Below are 25,048 nucleotides of genomic sequence, written 5' to 3'. Positions count from 1 at the left end.
AAGCATCAAGTGGCTAGGTCACTGCCCCGTTTGCAAGGGGTGGAACACCTCCGTAGAAACGGTGCTTGCCCCGGCCAGCCAGTCCAGAACATCCCGCCCTTCCTCAAGCTCCCCCCAGGAGCTCTCACGAATCTCCGATGAGGAGACCCCAAGGCTTACCCTCTCCCTGGCAGAGTTCAATCGAGTGCTGGGAGGGGGTATCGTTCCCGGTTCACTGGTGCTCATCGGCGGCGACCCCGGTATCGGCAAATCGACCCTTCTGCTTCAGGTCTCCGCCGCGGCGGCGCAGGGTGGCAGAAGGGTGCTGTATGTCACCGGCGAGGAATCGCTGGGGCAGGTGAGGCTACGGGCAAAGCGCCTGGGGCTCGGCGGCGACCGGCTTTTCATACTCCCGGAGACAAACCTGGATGCTATCCTGGAGCACCTCGCCGGGGAACCCCCTGATCTGGCAATTATCGATTCCATTCAAACAGTTTACCTCGATGAACTGGGCTCAGCACCCGGAAGCGTGGGACAGATCCGGGAGAGCACCATGAGGTTGATGCAATGGTCAAAGGTTTCCAACGTTCCCATGCTAATCTCCGGCCACGTGACCAAGGACGGTGCCATCGCCGGTCCGCGGGTGCTGGAGCACATCGTCGATGTGGTACTCTATCTTGAGGGCGAGCCCTTCAGCGCCTACAGGCTACTTAGAGGGGTGAAGAATCGCTTCGGCTCCACCAATGAAGTGGGTATCTTCGAGATGAGAAGCCAGGGCCTGATAGAGGTGGCTAACCCATCCGAGGCCTTCCTGTCTCAACGGGCAAGAGAGACCGTGGGCTCCGCTGTGGTGCCCACCCTTGAGGGGACCAGGCCACTCCTGGTGGAGATTCAGGCGCTTACCAGCACCACCAGCTTTGGCTTACCCCGACGCACCGCCAACGGCATCGACTTCAATCGCCTTCTCCTAATCACTGCAGTCCTTACCAAGCGGGCTGGACTAGCACTGGGTAGTCAGGATATCATGGTCAATGTTGCCGGTGGTCTAAAGGTCAATGAACCCGCCGCCGACCTGGGCATCGCCCTGGCCATCGCCTCCAGCCTTCGCGGTGCCGCCATCGACCCTAATCTGGTGGCTATCGGTGAGCTGGGACTCTCCGGCGAGCTGAGGGCGGTACCCCATCTGGACAGGAGACTTAGTGAGGCAGCGAAGCTGGGATTCAAGCGCTGCCTTCTCCCCGGGACAACCAGGCTAAGTGCCCCCCCAGGGATCGAGCTCATCAGCGCCATGTCGGTGAGGGAAGCGTTAAAGCTGGCTCTCGCTAAATCTGAGCAGTCTCACACCGCTCTATAGGCATTGCCACGAAAATACAGTTTCGGGTAGTTCAAGGGTTACATGGTAAACCAGATATTAGATGCGACATGCAGCCATTGGGACGCTGAGGAGAAGAGCGTGTTTTTAGCGTAGTTGCCCACGACTCGTGACAACAATGATGAACGAATCCATTGATCAGCCGATACATACCTACTTTCATACCCGTTGTAGCCGTTTAAAATCGCCGTGTTGGACTGCTCAGACGTGAGAAGGTCGAAAAAATGGAGGCAAAGCTAGCACAACTTAAGTCACTGCTCAAAGAGCTTGGCTCGGTGCTCGTCGCCTACTCCGGCGGAATCGATAGCACCCTCCTGGCATCCCTCTCCCATGAGATCCTCGGCGAGCGATCACTGGCGGTTACCACCTGTTCGCCCATTTTTTCGCCCCGGGAGATAGTTCAAGCCCAATCTGTAGCACAACACCTGGGCTTTCGCCATATCCTTATCCAGACCAACGAGCTTGAAAACCCCTCCTTTGTAGCTAATGACCCCCAGCGATGCTACTACTGCAAGCGGGGGCTTTGCCAGCGATTAAACGTCATAGCCAGCGAGGAGGGGTTGACTTTCGTGGTCGACGGTACAAACCACGATGACCTGTGGGATTACCGCCCCGGCAGAAAGGCTACCGCGGAGTTCGGCGTCCCCAGCCCCTTGCTTGAAGTCGGCCTCACCAAGGGAGAGATTCGCGCACTCTCCCGAAGCAGGGGGCTTCCCAACTGGTATAAACCCTCCTCGCCCTGCCTCGCCACCCGCCTCCCTTATGGTACCCCGATCACTATCGAGCTTCTCGAGCTTATCGATAAAGCGGAGCAGGCCCTGGCTGAACTGGGTCTTTCCAACTTCAGGGTGCGGCATCACGGCAACACCGCCCGCATCGAGGCCAGCGATGAGGACATTGCGCTTTTAACCCATGAAAAAACAAGGCTGCGGGCGGTGGCAGAGCTTCATGACCTGGGCTACACCCAAGTCACCGTGAACCCTGCCCGGCTATCGCAGCAGTCGAAAAGGGTTCACGTTTGAATAAATCACCCTGATGTTAGAAGACACGAAACTGGAAGTAAAGAACCATCCCGATAAGGGCGAAAAGGGAGTGTTTTGAAAGTCGGCTATCTCGATTGTTACTCCGGCCTGAGCGGGGATATGATGCTGGGGGCTCTCCTGGATTGCGGGCTCTCCATCGACCGACTAACCGAAGAGCTGGCCAGGCTCCCCTTCACCGGCTACCGAATATCCGCCCAGAGAGCGAGTCGGGGGATTATCACCGGTACCCAGGCAACGGTCTTTTCGGAGGGGAGCGCTTCAGAACAACGCAGCCTGAGCGATGTCCTCGATCTTATCGGAAAAAGCGCTCTCAACCAGCGTGTGAAAGAGCGGAGTTCCCGCATCTTCGAGCGTCTCGCCGAAGCGGAGGCAAGGGTTCACGGCATCCCAATAGAGGAGGTCGAGTTCCACGAAGTTGGTGCCATCGATGCCATCGTCGATATAGTGGGTGCTGTTATTGGGCTTGAGCTTCTAGGAGTCGAGGCACTCTTTTGCTCCCCCCTGCCCTCGGGAAGTGGCACCGCCGAGACCCGCCACGGGACCATTCCCATCCCGGCGCCGGCAACACTGGAGCTAATCGCCTCAGCAGGAGCACCTATCAGACCAACGCCCTACCGCGATATGGAGCTTGTTACCCCCACCGGGGCAGCCATCGTTACCACTATCGCCTCATTTGAGCGACCCACCCTCTCCCTCCAGTGCATCGGCTATGGCATCGGGGATCGCGAACCTGCCGACATCCCCAATGTGCTGCCCCTCTGGCTGGGTGAAATGATAGAGTATGAACGAAAACTCCTGCTCCTGGAGACCAACATCGACGATATGAGCCCCGAGCTTTATGGCTATATAATGGAGCGCCTCTTTGAACGGGGCGCGCTGGACGTCTGGTTCACCCCCATCCAGATGAAGAAAAACCGCCCTGCGGTTATGCTCAGCGCCCTCGCCCCTCCTGATACCGAGGGGCAGGTTGTGGAGACGCTGCTTCGGGAGACCTCCACCCTCGGCCTGCGGGTGCAGCAGGTGGAGCGCCACCACGCCTCGCAGGAGTTGGTACAGTTCGATTCCAGCCTGGGAAGGGTAGGGGTTAAGGTTAAGCGCTTTCATGGAGAAGTGGTCGGCATCTCCCCTGAGTACGAGGATTGCCGCAGTCTCGCCCGAAGGCATGACCAACCGCTCCAGATGGTATATCGCATCGTCACCACCGAGGCCAGCGCTAAGCTCACCGGGAAGTAAGCATGTTGCACCGTGGCAAAGAGGGGCCGGAGGTCAAACTCCCTCCCGCCGGGGAACGGGGGGATATGTCTCTCGAGGAGACCATCTATAAAAGAAGGTCGGTGAGAGAGTATAAGGAGGAACCTCTATCCCTTTCCCAGCTCTCCCAGGTATTATGGGCTGCCCAGGGGCTCACCGATAGCCGAGGACTCAGGGCTGCACCCAGCGCCGGCGTTACATACCCCCTGGACGTTTTTATTTTTATAGGCAGGGATGGTGTCGAGGGTCTTGAGCCAGGGATCTACCATTATGATGTGGCTAAGCACTCCCTAAGCCTTCATAAAGAGGGTGACCAAAGGAGAGAACTCGCCATTGCCGCCCGAGATCAGGAATTCATTGCGCGGGCGCCGGTGGATCTCGTGATCTGCGCTATTTTCGAGCGAACCTCCCGGTACTATGGAAGAAGGGCGGAAAGATACGTGCACATGGAAGTGGGGCATGCTGGTGAGAACGTCAGCCTTCAGGCAGTGGCGCTCGGCCTGGTAACGGTGATGGTGGGAGCCTTCGACGATGAACAGGTAAGTGCAGTGATGGACCTCGCCAAGGAGGTTAAGCCCCTCTATATAATCCCCCTGGGCAAACCAAGGTAACTTTTTGCACTTTCTCGAGGCCAATAATTAGGATAACAGAATAGTTGAATCCCAATGCTATGCTTATCAAGGTGTAGTGCCTTTTTGGGGAGCCCATACTCCAGGTTATCGGCAAGCGTGAGTGAGCCCGCTTCGATAATGTTGAGGAAGCTACCAACCGTCCGCCACTCCTGCTCCCCATCTATCGCTCTGTTATTTGGACGGAGGAGCCAAAGCTTGGCACCACATTGTATTGGCCGGAGGTTACCGATATAATTACACCCGGCGGTCTGCACTGGAAAGAGGGAGGCTGATATGGCAAAGAAAAAGATACTCGTTCTTTCGCCCCTGCCTAAAGCGGCCATCGAGGCATTCTTAAGCACCAGGGTAACTGGCAATGAACTTGAAGATATATATGTGGTTACCTATGAGGGATCTTCAAAGGAGGAACTGATCGAAGCAGTCTCGGATGCCCACATAATCATCGGAGACTACACAAATAATATCGCCATGGATGCCGAGGTGATCCGGTCGGCTGAGCAATGCATCCTGATACAGCAGCCGTCTACCGGATTTCAGCATATCGATGTAGATGAAGCCGCTAAGAAGGGTATACCCGTGGCCAACATAGCAGGAGCTAATACCCTGGCGGTGGCGGAGCACACCATAATGCTCATACTCGGATGTCTAAAGAAGCTGACCCTGTCTCACGAGAAAACGAAGCGAGGGGAGTGGGCACAGGACGAGATGGAGATCCACGGGGTCTTCGAGCTTTTTGGAAAAACCGTGGGTGTCATCGGAGCCGGGCTCATCGGCAAAGAGGTGGCAAAGAGGGCGAAGCCGTTTGGCCCGCACATGATTTACTACGACGTGAACCGCCTCTCGAAAGAAGAAGAGGATGAGCTTGGGGTAACATACCGCCCTCTTGACGATCTCATCGCAGAGTCCGACGTCATAACCATTCACGTGCCTCTGACACCTCAAACAGAGAATATGATAAGCGCTGACCGAATTACAGCGATGAAAACCAACGCGATTGTTATAAACGCCTCAAGGGGTGCGATAGTGGATGAGGCAGCGCTGGCTCGGGCGTTAAAAGAAGGGCGAATACGGGGTGCCGGCCTCGATGTTTTCTCACAAGAACCCATAAGTCCGAAGAACCCCATCCTTGATGCGCCCAATACGATACTCACCCCTCATATCGCCGGGGCCACAAACGAGTCCAGAATACGCATAATAAATCTGACTATCGATAACGTATTGAGCGTCCTAACGGGAAAAGAACCGGTAAACATCGTGAATGGGGTTAAGCCGAAGACATCTCCTAATTCATCCAAATAGAAACACGGGGTTATACAGATGCCGGAACAGATGAGCGGAGCGCAGGCACTCGCAAATGCCTTGCTTAGGATGGGCGCATCAAGGGTCTACGGAATCATCGGGACCTCAAATGTGGCTTTTGTCGATGCGCTCTACGAGGTACGTGACCGGATACGCTATGTCTCTTGCCGCCACGAGCAGGTCGCTGCCAGCATGGCCGATGCGGAAGGAAGGCTAACCGGGAGACCAGGCGTGGCCTTGGTGCACTCAGGCCCTGGCGCGCTCAACGCCATGATCGCTGCGGGGAACGCTTATAAAGACTGTTCACCGTTAATGATCATAACCGGAGCGGTGAAACGCCGCCTGTCGAAGAGCGATGGGATGCTTGAGGTTGACCACCAGCGCCTCTTTGCGCCGCTATGCAAGGGTACCTTCCGCACTGAATCGGCATCCGAAGTAACAGAGGTATTTTCCAGGGCTTATCGCGCCGCAATGAGTGGCGCACGCGGACCTGTTCTCATAGAGGTCCCCGAAGACGTATGGACGGAAAGTGCAGAGATCGATATCGAAACGATGGAGCTCGCTTCTGATGCTCCCCCGCCAATAAAAGAGGCGGATGTGAGAGATGCCCTGGACATGATCGACTCTGCCGCTTTGCCGCTCGTCCTTTCAGGGGCGGGGGTTGCTTACTCACGCTCCTCAGGTGACCTGGTGAAATTCGCTGAGTTATTGTCACTGCCTGTCATAACTACTGGTAATGGCCGTGGAACCATACCGGAAACTCACCCACTGTCCCTGGGCCGTGTCGGTTTCGGGGGCGGGAACCTGGTTGCAGATAGGGCCCTGGAGAGCTGCGATGCACTTCTATGCCTCGGCGCTGGCATAAGCGATATGACCACTTATGAGTTCACTGCCCCGTTCTCAGCTAAAAATGTGATGGTGGTGAATATATCGCCCGGCTCCCTCGCGCCACAAGCCCCGGAAAGCAAGCTTGTCCTGTGCGACGTGGCGGATTTTCTCGGCCGGTTAGTCGAGGAACTGGGCGACCGCAGGGAACCGGCCCGGTCGTCATGGGACCAGGCGCTCGCCGAAGCCAGGGTGCTCTGGGACGACATGCTCCAGACATCCCTCAACCGCGAAGGGAGCCTGCCTTCTCCCAGCCGCGTCATCAAGGAAATCGCAAATAAACTACCCGATGATACCGTCGTCAGTGTGGGAGCGGGGATGCACCTGCTCTACCCGATGGCTTTTATGCCCTGCAACCACCCCCTCAGTTTTCTATCCACCGTCAACTTCGGGTCGATGGGATTCGGACTGGCAGCGTCAATGACGGCGAGCATGGTGCACCCTGAGCGCGCCGTGCTCGCGGTACTAGGGGACGGAGACTTCATGATGACGATACAGGATCTGGAGACAGCGGTCCGTGAAGGTCTCGACATTAAGATTCTTATCCTCAATGACTGCCAGTACCGCGTGCTGAACGTCAGGCAGAAACTCCAGTTTGGGGGCCGCGTCCTTGGGACCGAGCACGGCAACCCGGACTTCGCGGAACTTGCCAGATGTTTCGGAGCTTCGGGTTACAGGCTGGATTCCCCTGAACAAATAGAACAGGTAGTGGATGCCGCAGTATCAGAAAAGGGGCCTGTAGTTGTGGATGTTATAATCGATCCGGAGGATATGCCGCCGCTTAATATCCAGGCGACCCTCCGTATGTCAGCCGGTTGACCTACATTAACGAGGCCTTTCCAGCCCCAAGATCCTCCCAGCGCTCTAGAAGGTAGATTTTACTTGCTTTTCGCCCTTTTTAGAGGCCAGCAAGTAGGAGAAATAGGCCATCTTAATCCCGATGCAACGATTACCGAGGCGCGGTTCCCTTTTTCAGCAGCCAGTACTCCAGGCTATCGGCAAGCGCCAGCCAACTCGCCTCGATAATGTTGGTGGAGCTGCCAACCGTTCGCCACTCCTGCTCCCCATCGCTCGATTCGATGAGGACGCGCACCCGCGCCCCCGTGCCCCCAACTCCCTCTATGACGCGCACCTTATAGTCCACCAGGCGCACCACCTCAATGTCGGGATAAAAAAATTGAAGCGCTTTGCGCATTGCGGCATCCAGGGCATTAACCGGCCCGTTGCCCTCGGCTGCGGTATGGATCACGTCGCCCCCTACCTTAACCTTCACCGTTGCCTCGGATAATAGCTCCTCCTCGATCTCCATCACTGAAGGTCGGCGCCTTTTCTCCACTACCACCATGAAATCGACCAGCTCAAAGAGGGGATGGTAGTCTGGCTGGGCGCGGCGTATCAGTAGCTCGAAGGATGCCTCAGCACTGTCATACTGGAAACCACGGCTCTCCATTGATTTAACCCGCTCCAATATGGCACGCGCCTCTCCACCTTCAGGGCCAACCTCCAGGCCCTGTTCCCTCGCTTTATGAATGATACTCCCTTTTCCAGAGAGCTCCGATACCAGTGTCCGCCACTGGTTGCCCACTACATCGGGATTTACATGATGATAGCTCCTGTCCCACTTCATCATGGCAGCCACATGTAGGCCGCCCTTGTGGGCAAAGGCACTGGCTCCCACGTAGGGAAGGTGGGAATCGACAGTAAGATTGGCGACCTCGCTTATATAGTGAGCGACCTCGCTCAGCCTGGCGAGTTGCTCATCGCTGATGCAATCGATGCCCATCTTGAGCTTGAGGGCGGGGATGATAGAGCACAGGTTGGCATTACCACAGCGCTCTCCATAACCGTTGATGGTGCCCTGAACCTGGGTGGCACCGGCATTGATGGCGGTCAGGGAGTTGGCCACAGCGAGCTCGGCATCGTTATGGGCATGGATGCCCAGCGGGGTGCCGACCACCTTCCGGGCAGCATCGCAGGCAGCGGCTACATCAACTGGCATCGCCCCACCGTTGGTATCGCAGAGGATGAGGCACTCAGCACCCGCCTCAGCAGCGGATTTAATGGTCTCGAGGGCATAAGCAGCATTCGCTTTATAGCCATCGAAGAAGTGCTCCGCATCGAAGAATACCCTTCTTCCATTGGATTTGAGATGGCCTATAGATTCTGCAATCATGCGCAGGTTCTCATCCAGGGTGGTCTCCAATACCTGGGTGACGTGCAGGTCCCAGCTCTTGCCCACAATCGTAACCACCTGTGTTTTGGCATCGAGCAGGGCACGCAGGTTGGGGTCTTTTTCCGCTTTGTCTTTAGGATGTCGGGTGCTGCCAAAGGCTACCAAGCATGCATGGGAGAAGTGAAGGCCCTGGGCTTTGCTGAAAAACTCCTCGTCCTTGGGGTTTGAGCCCGGCCAGCCACCCTCGATGAAGTGGATGCCCAGCTCATCGAGCTTACTGGCGATGCGTAGCTTGTCCTCCACTGTGAAGGATATACCCTCGCGCTGCGCCCCATCGCGAAGTGTGGTGTCATAGAGCTGGACCCGTGTCAACACTACCTCCCCCTAGCTCACCCTCTCCGCCACTATATCTCCCATCTCCCGCGTCCCTACCTGGGTCTTGCCTTCCTGCATTATATCATAGGTACGATAGCCCTTTTCCAGGGCATGGCTTACCGCTTCTTCAACCGCATCAGCACCCTCTACCACCCCCAGCGAGTAGCGGAGCATCATGGCGGCACTCGCGATCGTGGCGATTGGGTTGGCAATATTCTGCCCCGCCCTCCGCGGTGCGCTTCCGTGAATCGGCTCATACATGCCAAAGGTCATCTCGCCAGCCCTGGGCACACCGGCCAGGCTCGCCGAGGGAAGCATCCCCATCGATCCGGCGAGCATCGAGGCCTCATCGGTGATAATGTCACCAAACATGTTGCCGGTGACGATGACATCGAAATCGGCGGGGCGCTGGATCAGCCTCATGGCGCAGGCATCTATCAGCATATGCTGAAGCTCCACATCGGGGTAACCTGCGGAGAGCTCGCTGGCGATCTGTCGCCACAGGCGGGACGATTCCAGTACATTGGCCTTATCCACCGAGACCAGCTTCTTTCGCCGACTGCGCGCCATCTCAAATCCAACCCTTATGATACGCTCGATCTCCCGCTCCGAGTAGAGCATGCTATCCACCGCCTTTCTCCCCTTCGCTGTCCGCCACTGCTTTTTGGGCCTGCCGAAGTAAATCCCCCCGGTGAGCTCCCTCACCACCATGAGGTCAACGTCCCTTATAGCCTCCGGCTTCAGGGTGGTGGAATCGATTAGAGGGGGGAGAACTTTGACCGGGCGCAGGTTGGCAAAAAGCTTGAGACCCTTTCTGAGACCGAGAAGCCCGTCTTCCGGGCGAACCTTCGCTATCGGGTCATCCCACTTGGGGCCGCCGACCGCCCCCAGGAGCACTGCGTCGCATCTCCGGCACATCGAAAGCGTCTCACGCGTCAGGGCGACCCCATACTTGTCAATGGCTATGCCGCCGATGTCTCCATCATGAAATGAGAACTCGTGCCCGAATCTTTTACCCACCGCCTCAAGAACCTTGACCCCCTCGGCAGCAACCTCAGGGCCAACGCCATCGCCGGGAAGCAGCGCGATATTGAATTTCACTGAGCCCCCCTCGCCTCCATATTCTTCCTGGTATATTCTATGAGACCCCCTGAAGAAATAATCTGGAGCATGAAATCGGGGTATTGCTCCGCCTTGAACACTTTGTTCTTTGTGATGTCCCTGATCTCGCCTTCTCCCAGCACCACCTCTAGCTCGTCGCCCTGCTCGATCTCATCCGCCTGGGCGCACTCAAGCAGGGGCAGGCCAATGTTAATGGCATTGCGGAAGAAGATGCGGGCGAAGCTCTGAGCGATGACGCAGGACACCCCCGCTGCCTTGATGGCTATAGGGGCATGCTCCCGCGATGAGCCGCAGCCGAAGTTGGTGGTAGCCACGATGATGTCTCCCGCCTTCACCCGGCTCAAGAAATCGCTATCGATGCCCTCCATGCAGTGCCTGGATAACTCAACCGGCTCGGAGACATTGAGATAGCGGGCAGGGATGATGGCATCCGTATCCACATTTGCCCCGTATTTATGGGCTCTGCCTTTGAGTTTCAATATGTACTCCCCTTCACAAAATCTCCTGTCACTACCGGATTTGTTTCCTCGCTATCTCCATTATCCCATCCGGGTTTTTTGTGGAAAACACAAACTCCCTGAACCTGCCCCTCTTAAGCTCCAACACGACCGTGGGGCTGCCGATGACATTGTACACCAGCCTCCACTTGCCTTTAACCTTCGCCGTGCGAATACCCCAACCCCCATAGCTCCCAAAGGCTGAAGCATCGTCTAAGTAGCATCCATGGATATCGTCCCAAGATACAACACGCTTAAAAATCCCGAAGCCAACAGTGACCGATTGAGTGCTGACTTTAATAGCTAGCTTATTGAAGTTCCTGATAAGAGCGGTAAATCCAGCAAACAACACAAACATAATGAGATAAAACCAGTCCGGGGCTGGATTAGCACTAACCGGCCCTACCAAAACCTGATAGACAAAAAGGCCAAGGAACAATATTGTTAAAGCGATAAACACGCCCAGCACCAGTTTCATGAGGGAGAATGGTATTATCTCTTCATAAATTTCAGTTACTTGCATCCCCCTACCGCTTCCTTCTCATAGCCCTGCTCATCCAAAAAAGGGTAATAACACAGCCAGCGAGAGCGACCCCCACCAGCATTCCCCTGAAAAACGCTTTTGACACTACTATAATGCCCAGGATTACCAGCAGACCCACAACAAAAACGGCAATCTTGCCCGCCACGCCTTTTTTCGAACTATCCACCGTTACCCCGCCATCTCCTCCGGGCTTCCGATCCTCCCCAATATCGCGCTGGCGGCGGCGATCGCCGGGTTGGAGAGATAGACCTCCGCATCCGGGCTCCCCATCCTTCCCACGAAGTTGCGGTTGGTGGTTGATATGCACCGCTCTCCCTCCGCCAGCACACCCATATGTCCGCCGAGGCAGGGGCCACAGGTGGGCGTGCTTACCGCGGCCCCGGCCCGGATGAAGATTTCAATGAGGCCGCGATGCATCGCCTCGAGATATACCTGCTGAGAGCCGGGGATTACGATAAGGCGCACCCCAGGGTGAACCTTCCTCCATTTCAGCACCTCGGCGGCTATTTGCAGGTCCTCAATGCGACCGTTGGTACAACTGCCGATCACCGCCTGGTCGATCCTCACCTCTCCCACATCGCTTATCGACCTTGTGTTCGAAGGCATGTGGGGAAATGCAACCTGGGGCTCGATCTGAGATACATCGTACTCGATGACCCTCTGGTAATGGGCATCTTCATCGGGCTTATAGGTCTTATAAGGACGCATAGTGCGATCCTTGAGATAGGCCCGGGTCTTGTTATCGACCCTGAATACTCCCGCCTTGGCACCGGCCTCGATGGCCATATTGGCCACGGTGAATCGGCTGTCCATAGAAAGGGCATCGATTGCCTCGCCGCAGAACTCCATCGCGGCATAAAGCGCCCCATCCACTCCGATGTCGCCGATGGTATAAAGGATGAAGTCTTTACCGCTGACCCACTTTTTCGCCCTGCCGTGATAAACAAGCCTTATCGTCGGCGGAACCTTCATCCATATCTCGCCCGTAGCCATAGCGCAGGCGATGTCGGTGGAGCCCATCCCCGTGGCGAAGGCCCCCAGCGCACCATAGGTGCAGGTGTGTGAATCGGCTCCCACTACCACATCGCCGGGCAGCACCAGTCCCTGCTCCGGCAGGAGCACATGTTCGATGCCGCCGCTTCCCACCTCGAAATACTTTACCCCATGCCCCCGGGCGAACCCCCGCATGAGCTTCGCCTGCTCCGCGGATGGGATATCCTTGTTGGGGACAAAGTGGTCCGCCACCATCACTACCCTCTCCGGGTCAAAGACTTCTGATACGCCAAGGCGCTCAAACTCCCTGATGGCGATGGGAGCGGTGATGTCATTGGCCATAACCAGGTCAACCCTGACATTTAAAAACTCGCCGGGGCTGACCTTATCCCTTCCGCTATGAGCAGCGAGGATCTTCTCTGCCAGGCTTGCTCCCATCACTCCCCACCTATCTTTTTGGGAATCCTCAGCACGATAATAACAACCAGGGTTGCGACGGGAGCCAGGATATATAGCCCGGCACCGGCGGCAAGCCCTATGGCGGCAACTGCCCAGATGCTGGCTGCAGTGGTAAGCCCGACCAGGATTCCCTCTCTGGTACTTATGATGGTACCCGCACCTAAAAATCCAATTCCGGCTACTATGCCAGCGGCTACCCGAGCGGGGTCAGCCTCCCCTCCAAAGCCGTAAATTGAGGCGATGGTAAATAGGGCGGCACCGATGCAGACCAGCAAGTGGGTGCGAAGCCCGGCCGCTTTTCCAGCGTGCTGCCGCTCCAATCCTATGAGAGCTGCCAGCCCCACCGCCAGCAAAAGACGCGAAATCATCTCCAACTCTGTTGACAAGATTCACCCCCGACCTGTAAAAGTTAGGCCACTAAGCTTTTAATTTTTCTAAGTTTTTTCAGGTGTACGTCCCCGTGTCCCGGCTCGAGGAAGGCGAGCTTCTCACAGCGCTCGAACTCATCGCACTGGGCACAGCTACCGTAGCCACGCTTGAGGCAGCACTTACGTATCTTGCAAAAGGGGTTGCCACCCCCCTCTAGGCAACCCCTGCACCTGAGGCCGGCGAGGGCATCGAGATGCTTCTTGAAGGTATCGTAGTCACCTAGGAAGGGGATGGTGGGCCATACCTGCTTTATCTTCTCGGCTCGCATGGTGCGCCGCAGTTGCTTGGCCGCTTCGCTCACCGTCCTGGTGTAACCGAAGCATTTGCCGCAATCGAGGCCGCAGTAAGCTGTCAGGTCGTCGCTTTTTGCCTCCGCCATGTCTCTTGCCCCTTATCTGCCAACATCCCAACCACTATCCGGCAAGCAACACAGCGATGACTATTATGAGAGCAAAGAGACTGCAGGACAGGTTCACCAGGACCAGCACCATTATTATCTTGAACGCTCGCTCCAGGTTTTTTAGACGACGTTCCATCTCTTCTTCAGCCACTGTTAGCCTCCTACCCTCTTTCTTTCGCTGCCAGAAGCCGATTTAGTGCGTTCATGTAGGCTTTAGCTGAAGCCACGATGATATCGGTGGCAGCACCCCGACCGGTATAGACCCGGCCCTCGCTCTCGATCCTGATGGTCACCTCACCGATGGCGTCGATGCCCTCGGTGATCGACGTGACGCTAAACTCGATAAGTTTATTGGGAACGCCCACAAGGCGGTTGATCGCCTCATAGACGGCGTCTACCGGTCCTGCGCCCAGAGCTGCATCGGCCAGCACCCGGCCATCAGGTGCTATAAGCTTCACCGTGGCCGTGGGCACGCTCTTGTCGCCGCAGGAGACCTGCACCTGCTCCAGATGGTAGGCTTCCGACATGGTACGCATCTCCTCCGCCACCAGTGACTCGAGGTCACGGTGGGTGACCTCCTTTTTCTTGTCGGCAAGCTCCTTGAAGGCGGAGAAGGCGCGATCGAGGTCCTCTTCATTAAGGCTGTAGCCCAGTTCCTCGAGCCTCGTTTTCAGGGCATGGCGCCCGCTATGCTTGCCCAACACCAGCGTGCTTGAGGGCAACCCGATGGTGCGGGCATCCATAATCTCATAGGTAGTCGGCTCCTTAATGACGCCATCCTGATGAATCCCCGACTCATGGCGGAAGGCATTGGCTCCCACGATGGCCTTGTTGGGAGGGATAGAAAAGCCTGTGAGCTCGCTCACCAGGCGACTGGCCTTATAAATCTGGGATGTATTGATATTGGTGGTCAGGTCGAATAAGTCCTTGCGGGTGCGGAGCGCCATCACTATCTCCTCCATTGACGCGTTCCCTGCCCGCTCTCCAATTCCATTTATGGTGCATTCCACCTGGCGAGCGCCTGAGGCCAGTGCCGCCAGGCTGTTGGCCACCGCCAGCCCGAGGTCGTCGTGGCAGTGAACGCTTACCACCGCCTCGTGGATATTGGGCACATGCTCAAAGATGCCCCTGATAAGGCTACTGAACTCCTCGGGAGTGGTATAGCCAACGGTATCGGGGATATTTACCGTGGTGGCTCCCGCCTCGATCACCGCCTGGATGATCTGATAGATGAACTCAGGACTGGTGCGCGTCGCATCCATCGGGGAGAACTCCACATCCTCCACGTGCCCCCTGGCGTGAGCGACCATCTCGCAGGCCAATTCCAGTACCTCAGCCTGCCCCTTTTTCAGTTGATAGGTGAGATGGATATCCGAGCTGGAGAGGAATACATGGATGCGGGGGCTCTTCGCCTTTTTTATCGCCTCCCAGGCACGGTCAATGGCCTCGGCATCGGCATGTGCCAGGGCACAGAGGGACGACCCTTTAACCTCCTCGGCAATAAGGCGCACCGCCTCAAAGTCCCCAGGTGAGGCGATAGGGAAACCAGCCTCGATGATATCGACACCGAGTTTTTCCAACTGCCGGGCGATCTCCAGCTTCTCATTGATGTTAAGGGTGGCCCCCGGCGCCTGCTCCCCATCACGAAGTGTGGTATCGAAGATTATAACTCGCTCCGCCTTTTGGCTCTTTTTGCTCTTCTCACTCATTTTTTCGCTCTACCTAACAGTTGGCTACTGCATTCTGCTCAGTACGAACTATCATGGATTTTATATATCTCTCGCTACCCTTTCAAGGGTTTTTAAACAATCTTCTCTACCCACGAGTTCAATACTTAAGAACTTCACCTCCCCTTTCCAATATATAATTATAAGTATTCTCGATAGCCTCTTGTTTAGGACGCTCTTTTAAAAAAGCTGATCCCTGATGAATTCAATAACTGGCGATGGAACCTCTGTTGCCATCTTAATTATCGCTTGAGCCAGGGCATCATCGCCCTCAGCTTCTTGCCTACCTTCTCGATCTCGTGCTCCGCCTCGTGGCGGCGGGAGGCGTTGAAGCTGGGTCGCCCCGCTTGATTCTCCAGTATCCATTCGCGGGCGAAGGTGCCATCCTGAATCTCGCAGAGGATCTGCTCCATCTCCTCCCTCACGTAGTCGTCGATGACCCTGGGTCCCCTGGTGTAATCGCCGTATTCCGCGGTATCGCTCACCGAATAGCGCATATAGGAAAAGCCACCCTGGTAGATGAGGTCAATGATAAGCTTCAGCTCATGGCACACCTCGAAGTAGGCGATCTCCGGCTGGTAACCGGCATCTACCAGGGTCTCGAAGCCGGCCTTAATTAGTGAGGTTACGCCACCACAGAGCACGGTCTGCTCCCCGAATAGGTCGGTCTCCGTCTCCTCGGCGAAAGTGGTCTCCAGCACTCCCGCCCTGGTGCAGCCTATACCCTTGGCATAGGCCAGCGCCATCTCCTTGGCCTTTCCCGAGGCGTTCTGGTGGACGGCCACCAGCGCCGGGGGGCATGAGCCCTCGGTGAAGAGTCGGCGCAGCATGTGGCCCGGGCTCTTGGGAGCTATCATGGTCACATCGATCTTCGGGGAAGGGATAATCTGGTTATAGTGGATGTTAAAGCCATGAGCGAACATCAGCATATCACCCTTTTTTAGGTTCTTCTCGATTGAGCTATTGTAGACCTCTTTTTGCAGCTGGTCAGGGACAAGCATCATGATTATGTCCGCAGCCTTGGCCACCTCATCAGCGCTGGCCACCTTAAGCCCCGCCTTGGCCGCTGCTTTCCACGGCTCGCTATTCTTCAGCTCGCCCACCATGACCTGGCATCCGCTATCCTTGAGGTTCTGGGCGTGGGCATGGCCCTGGCTGCCGAAACCGATTATGCCGATAGTCTTTTCCTTAATGAGCTCTAAATTTGCATCCTTGTCGTAGTAAATTTTCGCCATGATCTTCTCCTTACAGATTTGATATCTCGCTAATGCCTTTATTCTTCCTGGGTCGTGCCTGCTCCCTCCGCGGCCTTTCCTCCTCTACCAGGATGGGACCAGCGGCCCCCCGCGTTATCGCGATTCTTCCGGTGCGCGCGATCTCCTTGATGCCGAAGCCTCTCAGCATGCGAAGTAGCGATTCCAGTTTGTCCTCATCACCACTTACCTCCACTACCACAGAATCGGCAGAGACATCCACAATTTTGGCCCTGAAGATGTCCACAATCTGGATAATCTCACTCCTGGTGGCAGGAGTGCTATTAACCTTGATCAGAGCCAACTCCCGCGCTAGCAGACTATCTTCGGTGATGTCGGTAACCTTGACCACATCGATGAGCTTATCGAGCTGCTTTCTAACCTGCTCCACCAAGCTACCAGTGCCATCGACAACGATGGTCATCCGTGAAATCCCATCCATCTCGGTATGGCCAACGGCTATGCTCTCGATATTGAACCCCCTCCTTCGGAAAAGGCTGGCAACCCGGTTCAGCACCCCGGGCTTGTTTTCCACCATGGCTATTATTGTATGCTTGGCCATTACTTAGCTCTAACCTCCTCCCTAGGCTGCTCCAACATCTCGGCCAGAGCAGCGCCCGGTCGCACCATAGGGTAAACGTTCTCCTCCGGCTCGACCTGAAAGTCGATAAGGAAGGGCCCCTGGTGTGCCATGGCCCGCTCGATAGCCCCGGTCACCATAAGCCTGTCCGTTACCCTCTCGGCAGCGATGCCGTAGGCCTCGGCGACCTTAACGAAGTCCGGGCCGCTTAGAGGCGTAGCCACATAGCGCCGTCCGTGGAAAAGCTCCTGCCACTGCCTTACCATCCCCAGGAACCCGTTATTGAGTATCGCTATCTTGACGGCGAGGTTCTCCTGAGCGATGGTGCCCAACTCCTGAATGGTCATCTGAAAGCCGCCATCGCCAGCGATGCACCACACGGTCTCTTCAGGGCATCCCACCTTGGCCCCCATAGCAGCGGGAAGCTCATACCCCATCGGACCCAGCCCACCGGCCGAGAGCAGTGTATTGGGCCTGTCAAACTTAAAATAGTTTGCAGCCCACATCTGGTTCTGACCCACACCGGTGACTACTATGGCATCACCATGGGTCACCTCGCAGATCTGGCGCACCACAAACTGGGGGAGGAGACTTTCCGTCTCTCTGATCACCGTTGAGGGGTGCTCCCCCTCCCAATCCTGGATCTGTGAGACCCACTCGACATGATCCTGGACATCGACCGCTTTATTGAGCGCCTTGAGTACATTCTTCACATCGCCGACTATGGGCACATCCACCTTCACGTTCTTCCCGATCTCCGCAGGGTCTATATCGATATGAATAATATGGGCATTGGGGGCAAAGCCAGATACCTTTGCCGTAGCCCGGTCATCGAACCTCATCCCGATAGCAATAATGAGGTCTGCGCCATCTACCGCCATATTGACATGGGCCAACCCGTGCATCCCCAGCATACCCAGGCTTAAGACATGTGACCCGGGGAAGGAGCCAATCCCCAGTAGTGTCGTAACCACCGGTATCTGAGCCTTCTCCGCCAGCTCCCTGAGCTCCGGAGAGGCCCCTGAGATTAGCACCCCCCTCCCGGCGATGATCACAGGGCGCCTTGCCTCACCTATGAACCTTGCCGCCTTCTTTATCTGTGCCGGGTGACCTTGAACTGTGGGCTTGTAGCCCCTCAGTTTCACCCTATCGGGATAGTGAAACTCCGCCTCTTCCATAAAGACATCGCGCGGAATATCTATAAGAACCGGCGCCGGTCTCCCGGTAGTGGCGATGTTGCAGGCCTCCCGAACCACGGTAGCAATATCCGCAGCCTCCATTACCAGGTAATTATGCTTTGTAATGGGGAGGGTAATACCGGTGATATCGATCTCCTGGAAGGCATCCTTGCCGATAAAGGGTCTCGCCACCTGACCGGTTAGCGCCAGCATTGGAGCCGAATCGATATAGGCATTGGCGATCCCGGTGACCAGGTTGGTGGCTCCGGGTCCAGATGTAGCCATACATACCCCCATCCTCCCCGAGGCGCGCGCGTAGCCGTCGGCGGCATGGGCAGCCCCCTGCTCATGGCGACACAGGATATGGCGAAGCCTTGGGTACTGGGGCAGGGTGTCATAAAAGGGCAACAGCGCCCCACCGGGGATGCCAAATATTACCTCCACACCCTCCTTTAACAGGCTTTCACAAAGAATCTGCGCACCGGTTAGCTTCATAATATCTACCCTTTCTAGTTTAATTCACCGTCCACGAATATACAAACATATGGTATAAATATCCCTGATACCCTTACCTCAATATGACTTTTTCAGCATCTCCGAGGTAAAAATTGTGTTTGCCGCCCATCAAACTGAATTTGTTAACCGCTCGCCCCTCACTCACGAATATAATCTCCACCCCCCAAATCACAATAGATGCAAATCCAAGATCTACCCTCAACCCGCCTAATCCTCGAATACCGCTCCCCTACCCGCTGAGGTTACCCGCTCAGCATAGCGTAGAAGATAGCCTGTCTTTATCTTGGGCTCAAACCGTGGAAGCTGGGAAATTCGCCTGCCAATCTCCTCTTCACTCAACTCCACATCGATCCGGCGATTGGTAATGTCTATGTTTATCGTATCACCGTCCCTAAGCGCCGCGATGGGACCCCTTGCTGCTGCCTCTGGGGAGACATGGCCGATGGCGGCCCCCTTTGTCGCCCCGGAGAAGCGGCCATCGGTAATCAGACCTACCTTTTCATCGAGGCCCATGCCGCTCAATATGGCTGTAGGGCCCAGCATCTCCCGCATCCCCGGCCCTCCCTTGGGCCCCTCGTAGCGGATTACCACCACCTGCCCCGGCTTGATCAAGCCGGCGAGGATGGCCTCGGTAGCTTCCTCCTCGGAGTTGAAAACCCGCGCCTCCCCCTTGTATGACATCATGCTCGGTGACACAGCTGCGCTCTTCACCACTGCCCCCTCCGGCGCCAGATTGCCAAAGATGATGGTGAGACCCCCCGTGGGTGAGTGAGGCTGGGTGAGAGGCCTGATGACATCACGATCACGAACCCTCGCCACTGACAGCTCCTCTCTCAGCGACTTGCCCGATGCCCTCTTCACCCCCATATTGAGCAGTCCATGAATCTCCTTCATCACTGCACCTATGCCACCGGCCAGGTCAAGGTCCTCAATACGGTAGTCCCCCGCCGGGCTTAACCTGGTAAGATGCGGGGTCTTACCGCTTATCTCGTTCACCTCAGAAAGGGGGAAATCGATCCCCGCCTCGTGGGCTATAGCAATGAGGTGCAGTACCGAGTTGGTGCTACCGCCCAGTGCCATGTCCACCATAAAGGCATTCTGGACCGCCTCCCTGGTAATAATGTCTCGAGGGCAGATGTTCCCTGCGACTAGTTCCATAACCTGCCTTCCCGTTTCCCTGGCCAGCCCGATACGCCGCGAATCTACAGCGGGGATGGTGCCGTTACCCGGCAGCGCCATACCCAGCGCCTCGGTGAGGCAGTTCATGGTGTTGGCGGTAAACATCCCGGCGCAGCTCCCACAGCCGGGGCACGCAACCCGCTCCAGCTCTTCGAGCTCTTCCTCGCTCATCTCACCTGTATTCACCCTGCCGACCGCTATAAACATGGTGTTCACATCGAGTTTAGCTCCCCCCAATCTCCCTGCTAGCATGGGGCCGCCACTCACTAAGATAGACGGAACATTGAGCCTTGCCGCTGCCATAAGCATGCCAGGAGTAATCTTGTCGCAGTTAGTAACGAAAACCATACCGTCGAATGCGTTGGCTTGAGCCACACACTCCACCGAGTCGGCTATAAGCTCGCGGCTGGGCAGGCTATACTTCATCCCCAGGTGCCCCATAGCGATGCCGTCGCAGATGCCAATGGTATTCACCTCAAAAGGGGTGCCCCCGGCGCTTCTCACCCCACCCTTCACCGCCTCAGCGATGGAATTAAGATGAATGTGCCCCGGGATCACCTCGTTGAAGCTGTTCACCACACCGATAAAGGGCTGATCCAGCTCGCGATCGGTTAGCCCCATTGCACGCAGAAGTGAACGGTGGGGGGCCCGCTCTACACCCTTCTTCGCAATATCAGATCTCAACTTACCCCTCCTGATTCATTCGAAAAAGTATCATAGCGCTCACCAACTTGTCAAGGAGCTTTGGCCACGCCAATCAGCCCGGCAATATCCGCCACTCCCTCCCTTTCCATAAAGCGCTCGATGCCTGAGAGAATCTCCAGCGGGGCACCGGGGTCAACCATACCCGCTGTGCCGACCTGCACCGCGCTGGCCCCGGCCATGATGAACTCAATAGCGTCGTTGGCGGAGGCTATACCGCCACAGCCGATGACGGGAGCCGCTACCTCTTGAGACACCTGATAAACCATGTATAAGGCAATTGGCTTGATGGCAGGCCCCGAGAGCCCCCCGGTGATTCCCCCTAGAAATGGCCTTCTCTCCGTTATGTCGATCGCTATACCGCGCAGGGTATTAATCAGGGATATAGCATCGGCCCCCGCCTCCTCAACAGCGAGAGCGATCCTTGCGATGCCAGCTACATTAGGGGACAGCTTGACGATAACAGGTAGGGTGGTGTGCTCTCTCACCGCCCGGGTTACCTCCGCAGCGGCTTGAGGGCTGACGCCAAACTCCATCCCCCCCCGAGCGACATTGGGACAGCTTATATTTACCTCGATGCCGCTTACCCCGGCTACGCCATCAAGCCTGCGCGCTATCTCGGCATAGTCTCTGATGCCTTCCCCCGCAATGTTCACGATCACCGGGGTCAGCCAGGTAACCCAGATGGGCGCTTTATCATTGATAAGGGCATCCACGCCAATATTTTGCAGCCCTACCGAATTAAGAAGCCCCGAGGCGGTCTCGAAAAGGCGCGGTTGCGGGTTGCCCGAGCAAGGGCTCAGTGTGGTCCCTTTGCTGACGATAGCTCCCAGCCTTTCGATGTCAACCAATTCAGCATACTCCGTGCCATAGCCAACCGTCCCCGATGCCGTCATCACCGGATTTCTCAGTTTGAGCCCTCGCCTGTTATTGGGTGCAATCTGAATAGAAAGGTTCAAACAAGAAACCTCCGATTCTATTTACCCCATGATACTCCTTCCCCATCCTCGCTTCAACCTATTGCTTGAGATATCGCCAGGGGAGTGAGTAAATTACTCGAGTTCGTGGAGCTTGAAAAAGCTCACACAAAACTCATGACACACCTTGAATTGAAACCTGACAGCTCTAGATTAGGTGCATATTTTTTACGCTATTGCTCATATGGATTATGCCCTCGGCGCTTATTAAGGCTACGATATGAGATGCATCGACAAAACGGGTATCGGATATACCCCAATAAACTCCACAGACAACGAACTCACGAGCTTCCTGGTAGAAGATAGGACATATGAAAACGAACGTCGGGAAAGTGCATATACCTGCGTTAGTTTCGTGAGCGACCTAAATAGCAACGCCGAGTACGAGGATTTGCGCACCGCACATAGCTATATTGAGCATCCTTGAGACGTTGCCCATTCTGCAGCCGATTTTTTAAACCGTGGATCAGGGCTTATCTTCATCGAGCCACAGTGAGACGACGAAGTAGAGGCCTACAGCGGGATAGGCTACGCCGGGAAAAACGGGTGTGATGAGCCAGGCTTTAGTGACACCATCACAATTCAGAAATACCATATATGCCCAGCCCCAATACCATACCTATAATAAGGGCGACCACCAGGTATACAACACCTCCCACCACAACGGTGCCAATGGCACGCCCTGTGGTGAAGTCCAGGGCTTGCCTCACCGCAATGACCATGGCGACTAACATCCATATCCATACTAGAAACGATATAACTCCCCCGACAAAGGGAATGAAGACAAATATCATTAGTACCCCTGGTGATGCCGCGAAACCAATGGTGCGCAGCAGCTCACCGTAGGTTGCTTTTGTCTTCGGCCCCTTAAAAAAAGTGGTGCCGATTAAGTAGGTGATTAGGGACCATATCAACCAGAACACGAGAGCAAATAGCGACCCTAAAAATAGGCTCAAGAAGTAATGCCCCACACCTTCGTCCCATACATTGACAAGGCCTGCCCCTATTCCAGCACATATGCTGTAAATCAAGACCACGAGGAGCGCTTGACGTGTCGCAGTTTTGTCGGCCTCTACCTCTTCATAGAGGTTAACGTCTAGCTTCGCTGCTCTGATCATGCTATCCACTTCATATAGGTTACCATCTAGCTTCGCTGCTCTGATCATCCTGTCCACCAGCTTACCCATGTGATCCCCCTTTCCCTATTCGATTTATATTGAAGAAAAATAGCATGTTTACCCAGCGGTGTCAATAGAGCCATCAGTATAAAGCTATTGCCGCCACCGAGGGACCTTACCTACCGAAGTATATTCACCTGCTCTTCCAGGTGGCAGCATTTAGCCGGAAGTGAAGCTCCCTGGGTTAAAAGCCCATCTTATCTTAATTGTAAAGCCTTTACCATGTGCGGGACTTCATCTAAATCACCTGATGAAGCCCTATCCGCCCCTGCGGTAACCACAGGGCTAAGACCGGTGACGTTAGGCCAATATATGATAATGCAGCCTAACTCCGCTCTCCAGTCTTAAAATTGTAGTGCCATTGCAGCCTATTACCACTGAACATACATCGGGATGTCTTATTTCTTGTACTTACGATTAGCCGAGCGGGGAAGAGGCTGTGAATATTATTCCCGGAAGATGCTTGCGCGTATTATTCAGAGTCATTGTCACTTTCGTGGTAAAATAAATCGGATGAATCGTCACTACCAAGGAGGTAAAGATGCCATCAGTAGATGTGGTGAGTAAGGTGGACCTGCAGGCACTGGACAATGCAATCAACAACGTGAAGCGTGAAATCTCCTCGCGATTCGATTTCAAAAACGTGAAGTCTGAGATCACTTTCGACCGAAAATCTAAGTATATTAATATTGTTACTGGAGACGATTGGAAGGTTAAAGTAGTTACAGAGATGCTCATTGGTCAATGCATTCGTCTTAAATTGGATCCCAAGTGTCTGGACCTCAAGGAGATCGAACCCACCTCCCATGGCACAGCAAAGATGGATATCCTTATCAAGGAGGGTATCCCCAAAGAGACCTGCCAGAAAATCGTCAAACTCATCAAGGGTCTTAAGATCAAGGTTCAGCCAACTATTCAAGACGAACAGGTCAGGATCACCGGCAAGAAGATCGATGACCTCCAGGAAATCATGCGGCTGCTTAAGGAGCAGGATTACAGCATTCCTCTGCAGTTTGTCAACATGAAGAGCTGATGCCCCCTAACTTGGCACATTACAAATAGCCAGGCATAACTGAATTCGCCACGAGCCAGACTATTGCACAAATATCGGGATGGCTGATTTCCTGAAATCGGCATCCTTTGTGACACACTACTCATTGACGCCAGCGTAGCTCAGAGGCAGAGCAGCGGTTTCGTAATTCTATGCTAGGTGTGCCGTCCTGTGCCGTCAGATACGAATTAGAGCTTCTGTGTCCGTCGGTAAAACCCCATTTTTTAGCTGGAGTACCTTTTGGTGACGACCCGTGCAGTTTAGTTTGTCGCCAAATTAGCGTTAAAAAAGCAGCTTCGGTTCAAACGTGATCCTGTAACTCAAAAAGAGAGGAAAGGGTATAGTGGTAAAGGAGGCATTACAATGAAAGGCAGGAGGAGATTTCTAACAGTAGCAGTGGTCCTACTAGGTTGTCTGTTGATATTATCAAGCTGTACAGGCCAACAGGGGTTGGTAGGGCCTCAGGGACCTCAGGGAATCCAAGGTATCCAGGGTCTAAAAGGAGACGAAGGGGGGCCACAAGGGGAGCAAGGCCCTCCAGGAGTAAAAGGAGATACAGGGGATAAAGGGGAGAAGGGAGAACAGGGTCCTCAAGGAATCCAAGGTATCCAGGGTCTAAAGGGAGATAAAGGGAACCAGGGAGATCAGGGTCCTCAAGGAATTCAAGGCCTACAGGGTATGCAAGGACTAGCAGGAGAAAACCTAATTGTTGCAATGGGCTATGTCTATGAGGACTATACAAACCAACCTGAGGGACATCCCCGACTAATCAGCGGATATAATGTAGATGAAGTGACCTGGAATGGAGATTGTTATACCATTACACTAACTGGGATAAGTTACAATCAGTTAAACTACGTAGTTCAGGTCACTCCGATAGGTGGTCCTCCTCCTCTCTTTACCAGTGCTGGTAACGTTAACGGAAAGCTATGCGTAACCCTCCATAAGGTTGAGAGTGGTTGGGACCCTCAATATGTCTCAGTTCCCTATGCTATTGGGAGCTTTCAGTTTGTAGTCTTTAAGTATCCATAATCCTTAACAAAGTCAAGTTGAAGGTAAGGGAGTCCCATATTGTTTGTTGGGAAGGGAGAGAAATGGAAAAGATGACTCAAAGTGAGATTGGCCTAGCAAAAAGCCGCGTGCGGTTCATGGCCAAAGAACTAGAGGAGGCACAGCCAGACAAACTACGGGGAGAGACAGGGACACTGTTCCGACAAGACAGTATCGCCTCATTCTTCGAAAGGCGTCTTCTTT

At 55.0% G+C, this 25,048-nt stretch carries 24 protein-coding genes; 8 read left to right on the top strand and 16 right to left on the bottom strand.

What is annotated here, in order from left to right; all coding sequences use genetic code 11:
• From radA to VMX96_03570, 6 genes are all read left to right on the top strand, one after another.
• Positions 1-1,333: DNA repair protein RadA (gene radA, locus VMX96_03595; protein ID HUU62988.1), on the top strand; the 1,333-nt coding region annotated here is incomplete at its 5' end.
• Positions 1,334-1,575: 242 nt separating this feature from the next.
• A complete protein-coding gene (gene larE, locus VMX96_03590) occupies positions 1,576-2,373 on the top strand; it encodes an ATP-dependent sacrificial sulfur transferase LarE (GenBank protein ID HUU62987.1) in 798 nt (265 codons plus the stop codon).
• 75 nt (positions 2,374-2,448) lie between these two features.
• Complete coding sequence (gene larC, locus VMX96_03585; protein ID HUU62986.1) at positions 2,449-3,627, top strand: nickel pincer cofactor biosynthesis protein LarC; 1,179 nt, start codon at positions 2,449-2,451, stop codon at positions 3,625-3,627.
• 2 nt (positions 3,628-3,629) lie between these two features.
• A complete protein-coding gene (locus VMX96_03580) occupies positions 3,630-4,256 on the top strand; it encodes a SagB/ThcOx family dehydrogenase (GenBank protein ID HUU62985.1) in 627 nt (208 codons plus the stop codon).
• A gap of 294 nt (positions 4,257-4,550) precedes the next feature.
• Complete coding sequence (locus tag VMX96_03575) at positions 4,551-5,576, top strand: 2-hydroxyacid dehydrogenase (protein HUU62984.1); 1,026 nt, start codon at positions 4,551-4,553, stop codon at positions 5,574-5,576.
• A gap of 18 nt (positions 5,577-5,594) precedes the next feature.
• Complete coding sequence (locus tag VMX96_03570) at positions 5,595-7,280, top strand: thiamine pyrophosphate-binding protein (protein ID HUU62983.1); 1,686 nt, start codon at positions 5,595-5,597, stop codon at positions 7,278-7,280.
• 130 nt (positions 7,281-7,410) lie between these two features.
• Here VMX96_03570 and cimA read toward each other — a convergent pair whose 3' ends face one another.
• From cimA to VMX96_03490, 16 genes are all read right to left on the bottom strand, one after another.
• On the bottom strand, positions 7,411-9,006 hold the full coding sequence (cimA, locus tag VMX96_03565) for a citramalate synthase (GenBank protein ID HUU62982.1): 1,596 nt from the start codon (positions 9,004-9,006) through the stop codon (positions 7,411-7,413).
• Positions 9,007-9,018: 12 nt separating this feature from the next.
• Positions 9,019-10,110, bottom strand: coding sequence for a 3-isopropylmalate dehydrogenase (gene leuB, locus VMX96_03560; protein HUU62981.1), 1,092 nt, complete (start codon positions 10,108-10,110; stop codon positions 9,019-9,021).
• Positions 10,107-10,610: a 3-isopropylmalate dehydratase small subunit gene (locus VMX96_03555; protein HUU62980.1), complete on the bottom strand. Its 504-nt coding sequence runs from the start codon at positions 10,608-10,610 to the stop codon at positions 10,107-10,109. Before VMX96_03555 ends, leuB begins: the two co-directional genes overlap by 4 nt.
• 31 nt (positions 10,611-10,641) lie before the next feature.
• Positions 10,642-11,151 carry a hypothetical protein gene (locus tag VMX96_03550; GenBank protein HUU62979.1) on the bottom strand — a complete coding sequence of 170 codons (510 nt, stop codon included), beginning with the start codon at positions 11,149-11,151 and terminating at the stop codon, positions 10,642-10,644.
• A gap of 4 nt (positions 11,152-11,155) precedes the next feature.
• Entirely contained in the window at positions 11,156-11,338 is a 183-nt protein-coding gene (locus VMX96_03545) for a hypothetical protein (GenBank protein ID HUU62978.1), read from the bottom strand.
• 2 nt (positions 11,339-11,340) lie between these two features.
• Positions 11,341-12,603, bottom strand: coding sequence for a 3-isopropylmalate dehydratase large subunit (gene leuC, locus VMX96_03540; protein ID HUU62977.1), 1,263 nt, complete (start codon positions 12,601-12,603; stop codon positions 11,341-11,343).
• On the bottom strand, positions 12,603-13,010 hold the full coding sequence (locus VMX96_03535; GenBank protein HUU62976.1) for an MgtC/SapB family protein: 408 nt from the start codon (positions 13,008-13,010) through the stop codon (positions 12,603-12,605). Before VMX96_03535 ends, leuC begins: the two co-directional genes overlap by 1 nt.
• Before the next feature lie 23 nt (positions 13,011-13,033).
• Positions 13,034-13,432 (bottom strand): DUF3795 domain-containing protein, encoded by a 399-nt coding sequence (locus tag VMX96_03530; GenBank protein ID HUU62975.1) that lies wholly within the window; start codon positions 13,430-13,432, stop codon positions 13,034-13,036.
• Between the two features lie 34 nt (positions 13,433-13,466).
• On the bottom strand, positions 13,467-13,604 hold the full coding sequence (locus VMX96_03525) for a hypothetical protein (protein HUU62974.1): 138 nt from the start codon (positions 13,602-13,604) through the stop codon (positions 13,467-13,469).
• Positions 13,605-13,614: 10 nt separating this feature from the next.
• Positions 13,615-15,162: a 2-isopropylmalate synthase gene (locus tag VMX96_03520; protein ID HUU62973.1), complete on the bottom strand. Its 1,548-nt coding sequence runs from the start codon at positions 15,160-15,162 to the stop codon at positions 13,615-13,617.
• A gap of 260 nt (positions 15,163-15,422) precedes the next feature.
• Positions 15,423-16,415: a ketol-acid reductoisomerase gene (ilvC, locus tag VMX96_03515; protein ID HUU62972.1), complete on the bottom strand. Its 993-nt coding sequence runs from the start codon at positions 16,413-16,415 to the stop codon at positions 15,423-15,425.
• A 10-nt stretch (positions 16,416-16,425) separates the two neighbouring features.
• The gene (gene ilvN, locus VMX96_03510) at positions 16,426-16,995 is read right to left on the bottom strand and encodes an acetolactate synthase small subunit (protein HUU62971.1); all 570 of its coding nucleotides are present in this window, start codon (positions 16,993-16,995) and stop codon (positions 16,426-16,428) included.
• Positions 16,995-18,686 carry a biosynthetic-type acetolactate synthase large subunit gene (gene ilvB, locus VMX96_03505; GenBank protein ID HUU62970.1) on the bottom strand — a complete coding sequence of 564 codons (1,692 nt, stop codon included), beginning with the start codon at positions 18,684-18,686 and terminating at the stop codon, positions 16,995-16,997. Before ilvB ends, ilvN begins: the two co-directional genes overlap by 1 nt.
• A gap of 228 nt (positions 18,687-18,914) precedes the next feature.
• Complete coding sequence (gene ilvD / locus VMX96_03500) at positions 18,915-20,570, bottom strand: dihydroxy-acid dehydratase (protein HUU62969.1); 1,656 nt, start codon at positions 20,568-20,570, stop codon at positions 18,915-18,917.
• A gap of 50 nt (positions 20,571-20,620) precedes the next feature.
• Entirely contained in the window at positions 20,621-21,547 is a 927-nt protein-coding gene (locus VMX96_03495) for a dihydroorotate dehydrogenase (GenBank protein ID HUU62968.1), read from the bottom strand.
• 593 nt (positions 21,548-22,140) lie between these two features.
• Positions 22,141-22,752, bottom strand: a complete 612-nt coding sequence (locus tag VMX96_03490; GenBank protein ID HUU62967.1) for a YIP1 family protein — start codon at positions 22,750-22,752, stop codon at positions 22,141-22,143.
• 532 nt (positions 22,753-23,284) lie between these two features.
• Here VMX96_03490 and VMX96_03485 point away from each other — a divergent pair.
• The gene (locus VMX96_03485; GenBank protein HUU62966.1) at positions 23,285-23,776 is read left to right on the top strand and encodes a YajQ family cyclic di-GMP-binding protein; all 492 of its coding nucleotides are present in this window, start codon (positions 23,285-23,287) and stop codon (positions 23,774-23,776) included.
• A gap of 381 nt (positions 23,777-24,157) precedes the next feature.
• Entirely contained in the window at positions 24,158-24,826 is a 669-nt protein-coding gene (locus VMX96_03480; protein HUU62965.1) for a hypothetical protein, read from the top strand.
• Positions 24,827-25,048: the final 222 nt, after the last annotated feature.

The organism is Dehalococcoidia bacterium, from assembly GCA_035528575.1.
Taxonomy (GTDB): domain Bacteria; phylum Chloroflexota; class Dehalococcoidia; order E44-bin15; family E44-bin15; genus DATKYK01.
This window is presented reverse-complemented; position numbering and strand designations above follow the sequence as displayed.

Excerpts from the sequence above, each read along its gene's own strand:
- larE (HUU62987.1), top strand. The coding sequence starts at position 1,576 with ATGGAGGCAAAGCTAGCACAACTTAAGTCACTGCTCAAAGAGCTTGGC.
- VMX96_03580 (HUU62985.1), top strand. The coding sequence starts at position 3,630 with ATGTTGCACCGTGGCAAAGAGGGGCCGGAGGTCAAACTCCCTCCCGCC.
- VMX96_03575 (HUU62984.1), top strand. The coding sequence starts at position 4,551 with ATGGCAAAGAAAAAGATACTCGTTCTTTCGCCCCTGCCTAAAGCGGCC.
- VMX96_03570 (HUU62983.1), top strand. The coding sequence starts at position 5,595 with ATGCCGGAACAGATGAGCGGAGCGCAGGCACTCGCAAATGCCTTGCTT.
- VMX96_03550 (HUU62979.1), bottom strand. The coding sequence starts at position 11,151 with ATGCAAGTAACTGAAATTTATGAAGAGATAATACCATTCTCCCTCATG.
- leuC (HUU62977.1), bottom strand. The coding sequence starts at position 12,603 with ATGGGAGCAAGCCTGGCAGAGAAGATCCTCGCTGCTCATAGCGGAAGG.
- VMX96_03530 (HUU62975.1), bottom strand. The coding sequence starts at position 13,432 with ATGGCGGAGGCAAAAAGCGACGACCTGACAGCTTACTGCGGCCTCGAT.
- VMX96_03520 (HUU62973.1), bottom strand. The coding sequence starts at position 15,162 with ATGAGTGAGAAGAGCAAAAAGAGCCAAAAGGCGGAGCGAGTTATAATC.
- ilvC (HUU62972.1), bottom strand. The coding sequence starts at position 16,415 with ATGGCGAAAATTTACTACGACAAGGATGCAAATTTAGAGCTCATTAAG.
- ilvN (HUU62971.1), bottom strand. The coding sequence starts at position 16,995 with ATGGCCAAGCATACAATAATAGCCATGGTGGAAAACAAGCCCGGGGTG.
- ilvB (HUU62970.1), bottom strand. The coding sequence starts at position 18,686 with ATGAAGCTAACCGGTGCGCAGATTCTTTGTGAAAGCCTGTTAAAGGAG.
- VMX96_03490 (HUU62967.1), bottom strand. The coding sequence starts at position 22,752 with ATGGGTAAGCTGGTGGACAGGATGATCAGAGCAGCGAAGCTAGATGGT.
- VMX96_03485 (HUU62966.1), top strand. The coding sequence starts at position 23,285 with ATGCCATCAGTAGATGTGGTGAGTAAGGTGGACCTGCAGGCACTGGAC.
- VMX96_03480 (HUU62965.1), top strand. The coding sequence starts at position 24,158 with ATGAAAGGCAGGAGGAGATTTCTAACAGTAGCAGTGGTCCTACTAGGT.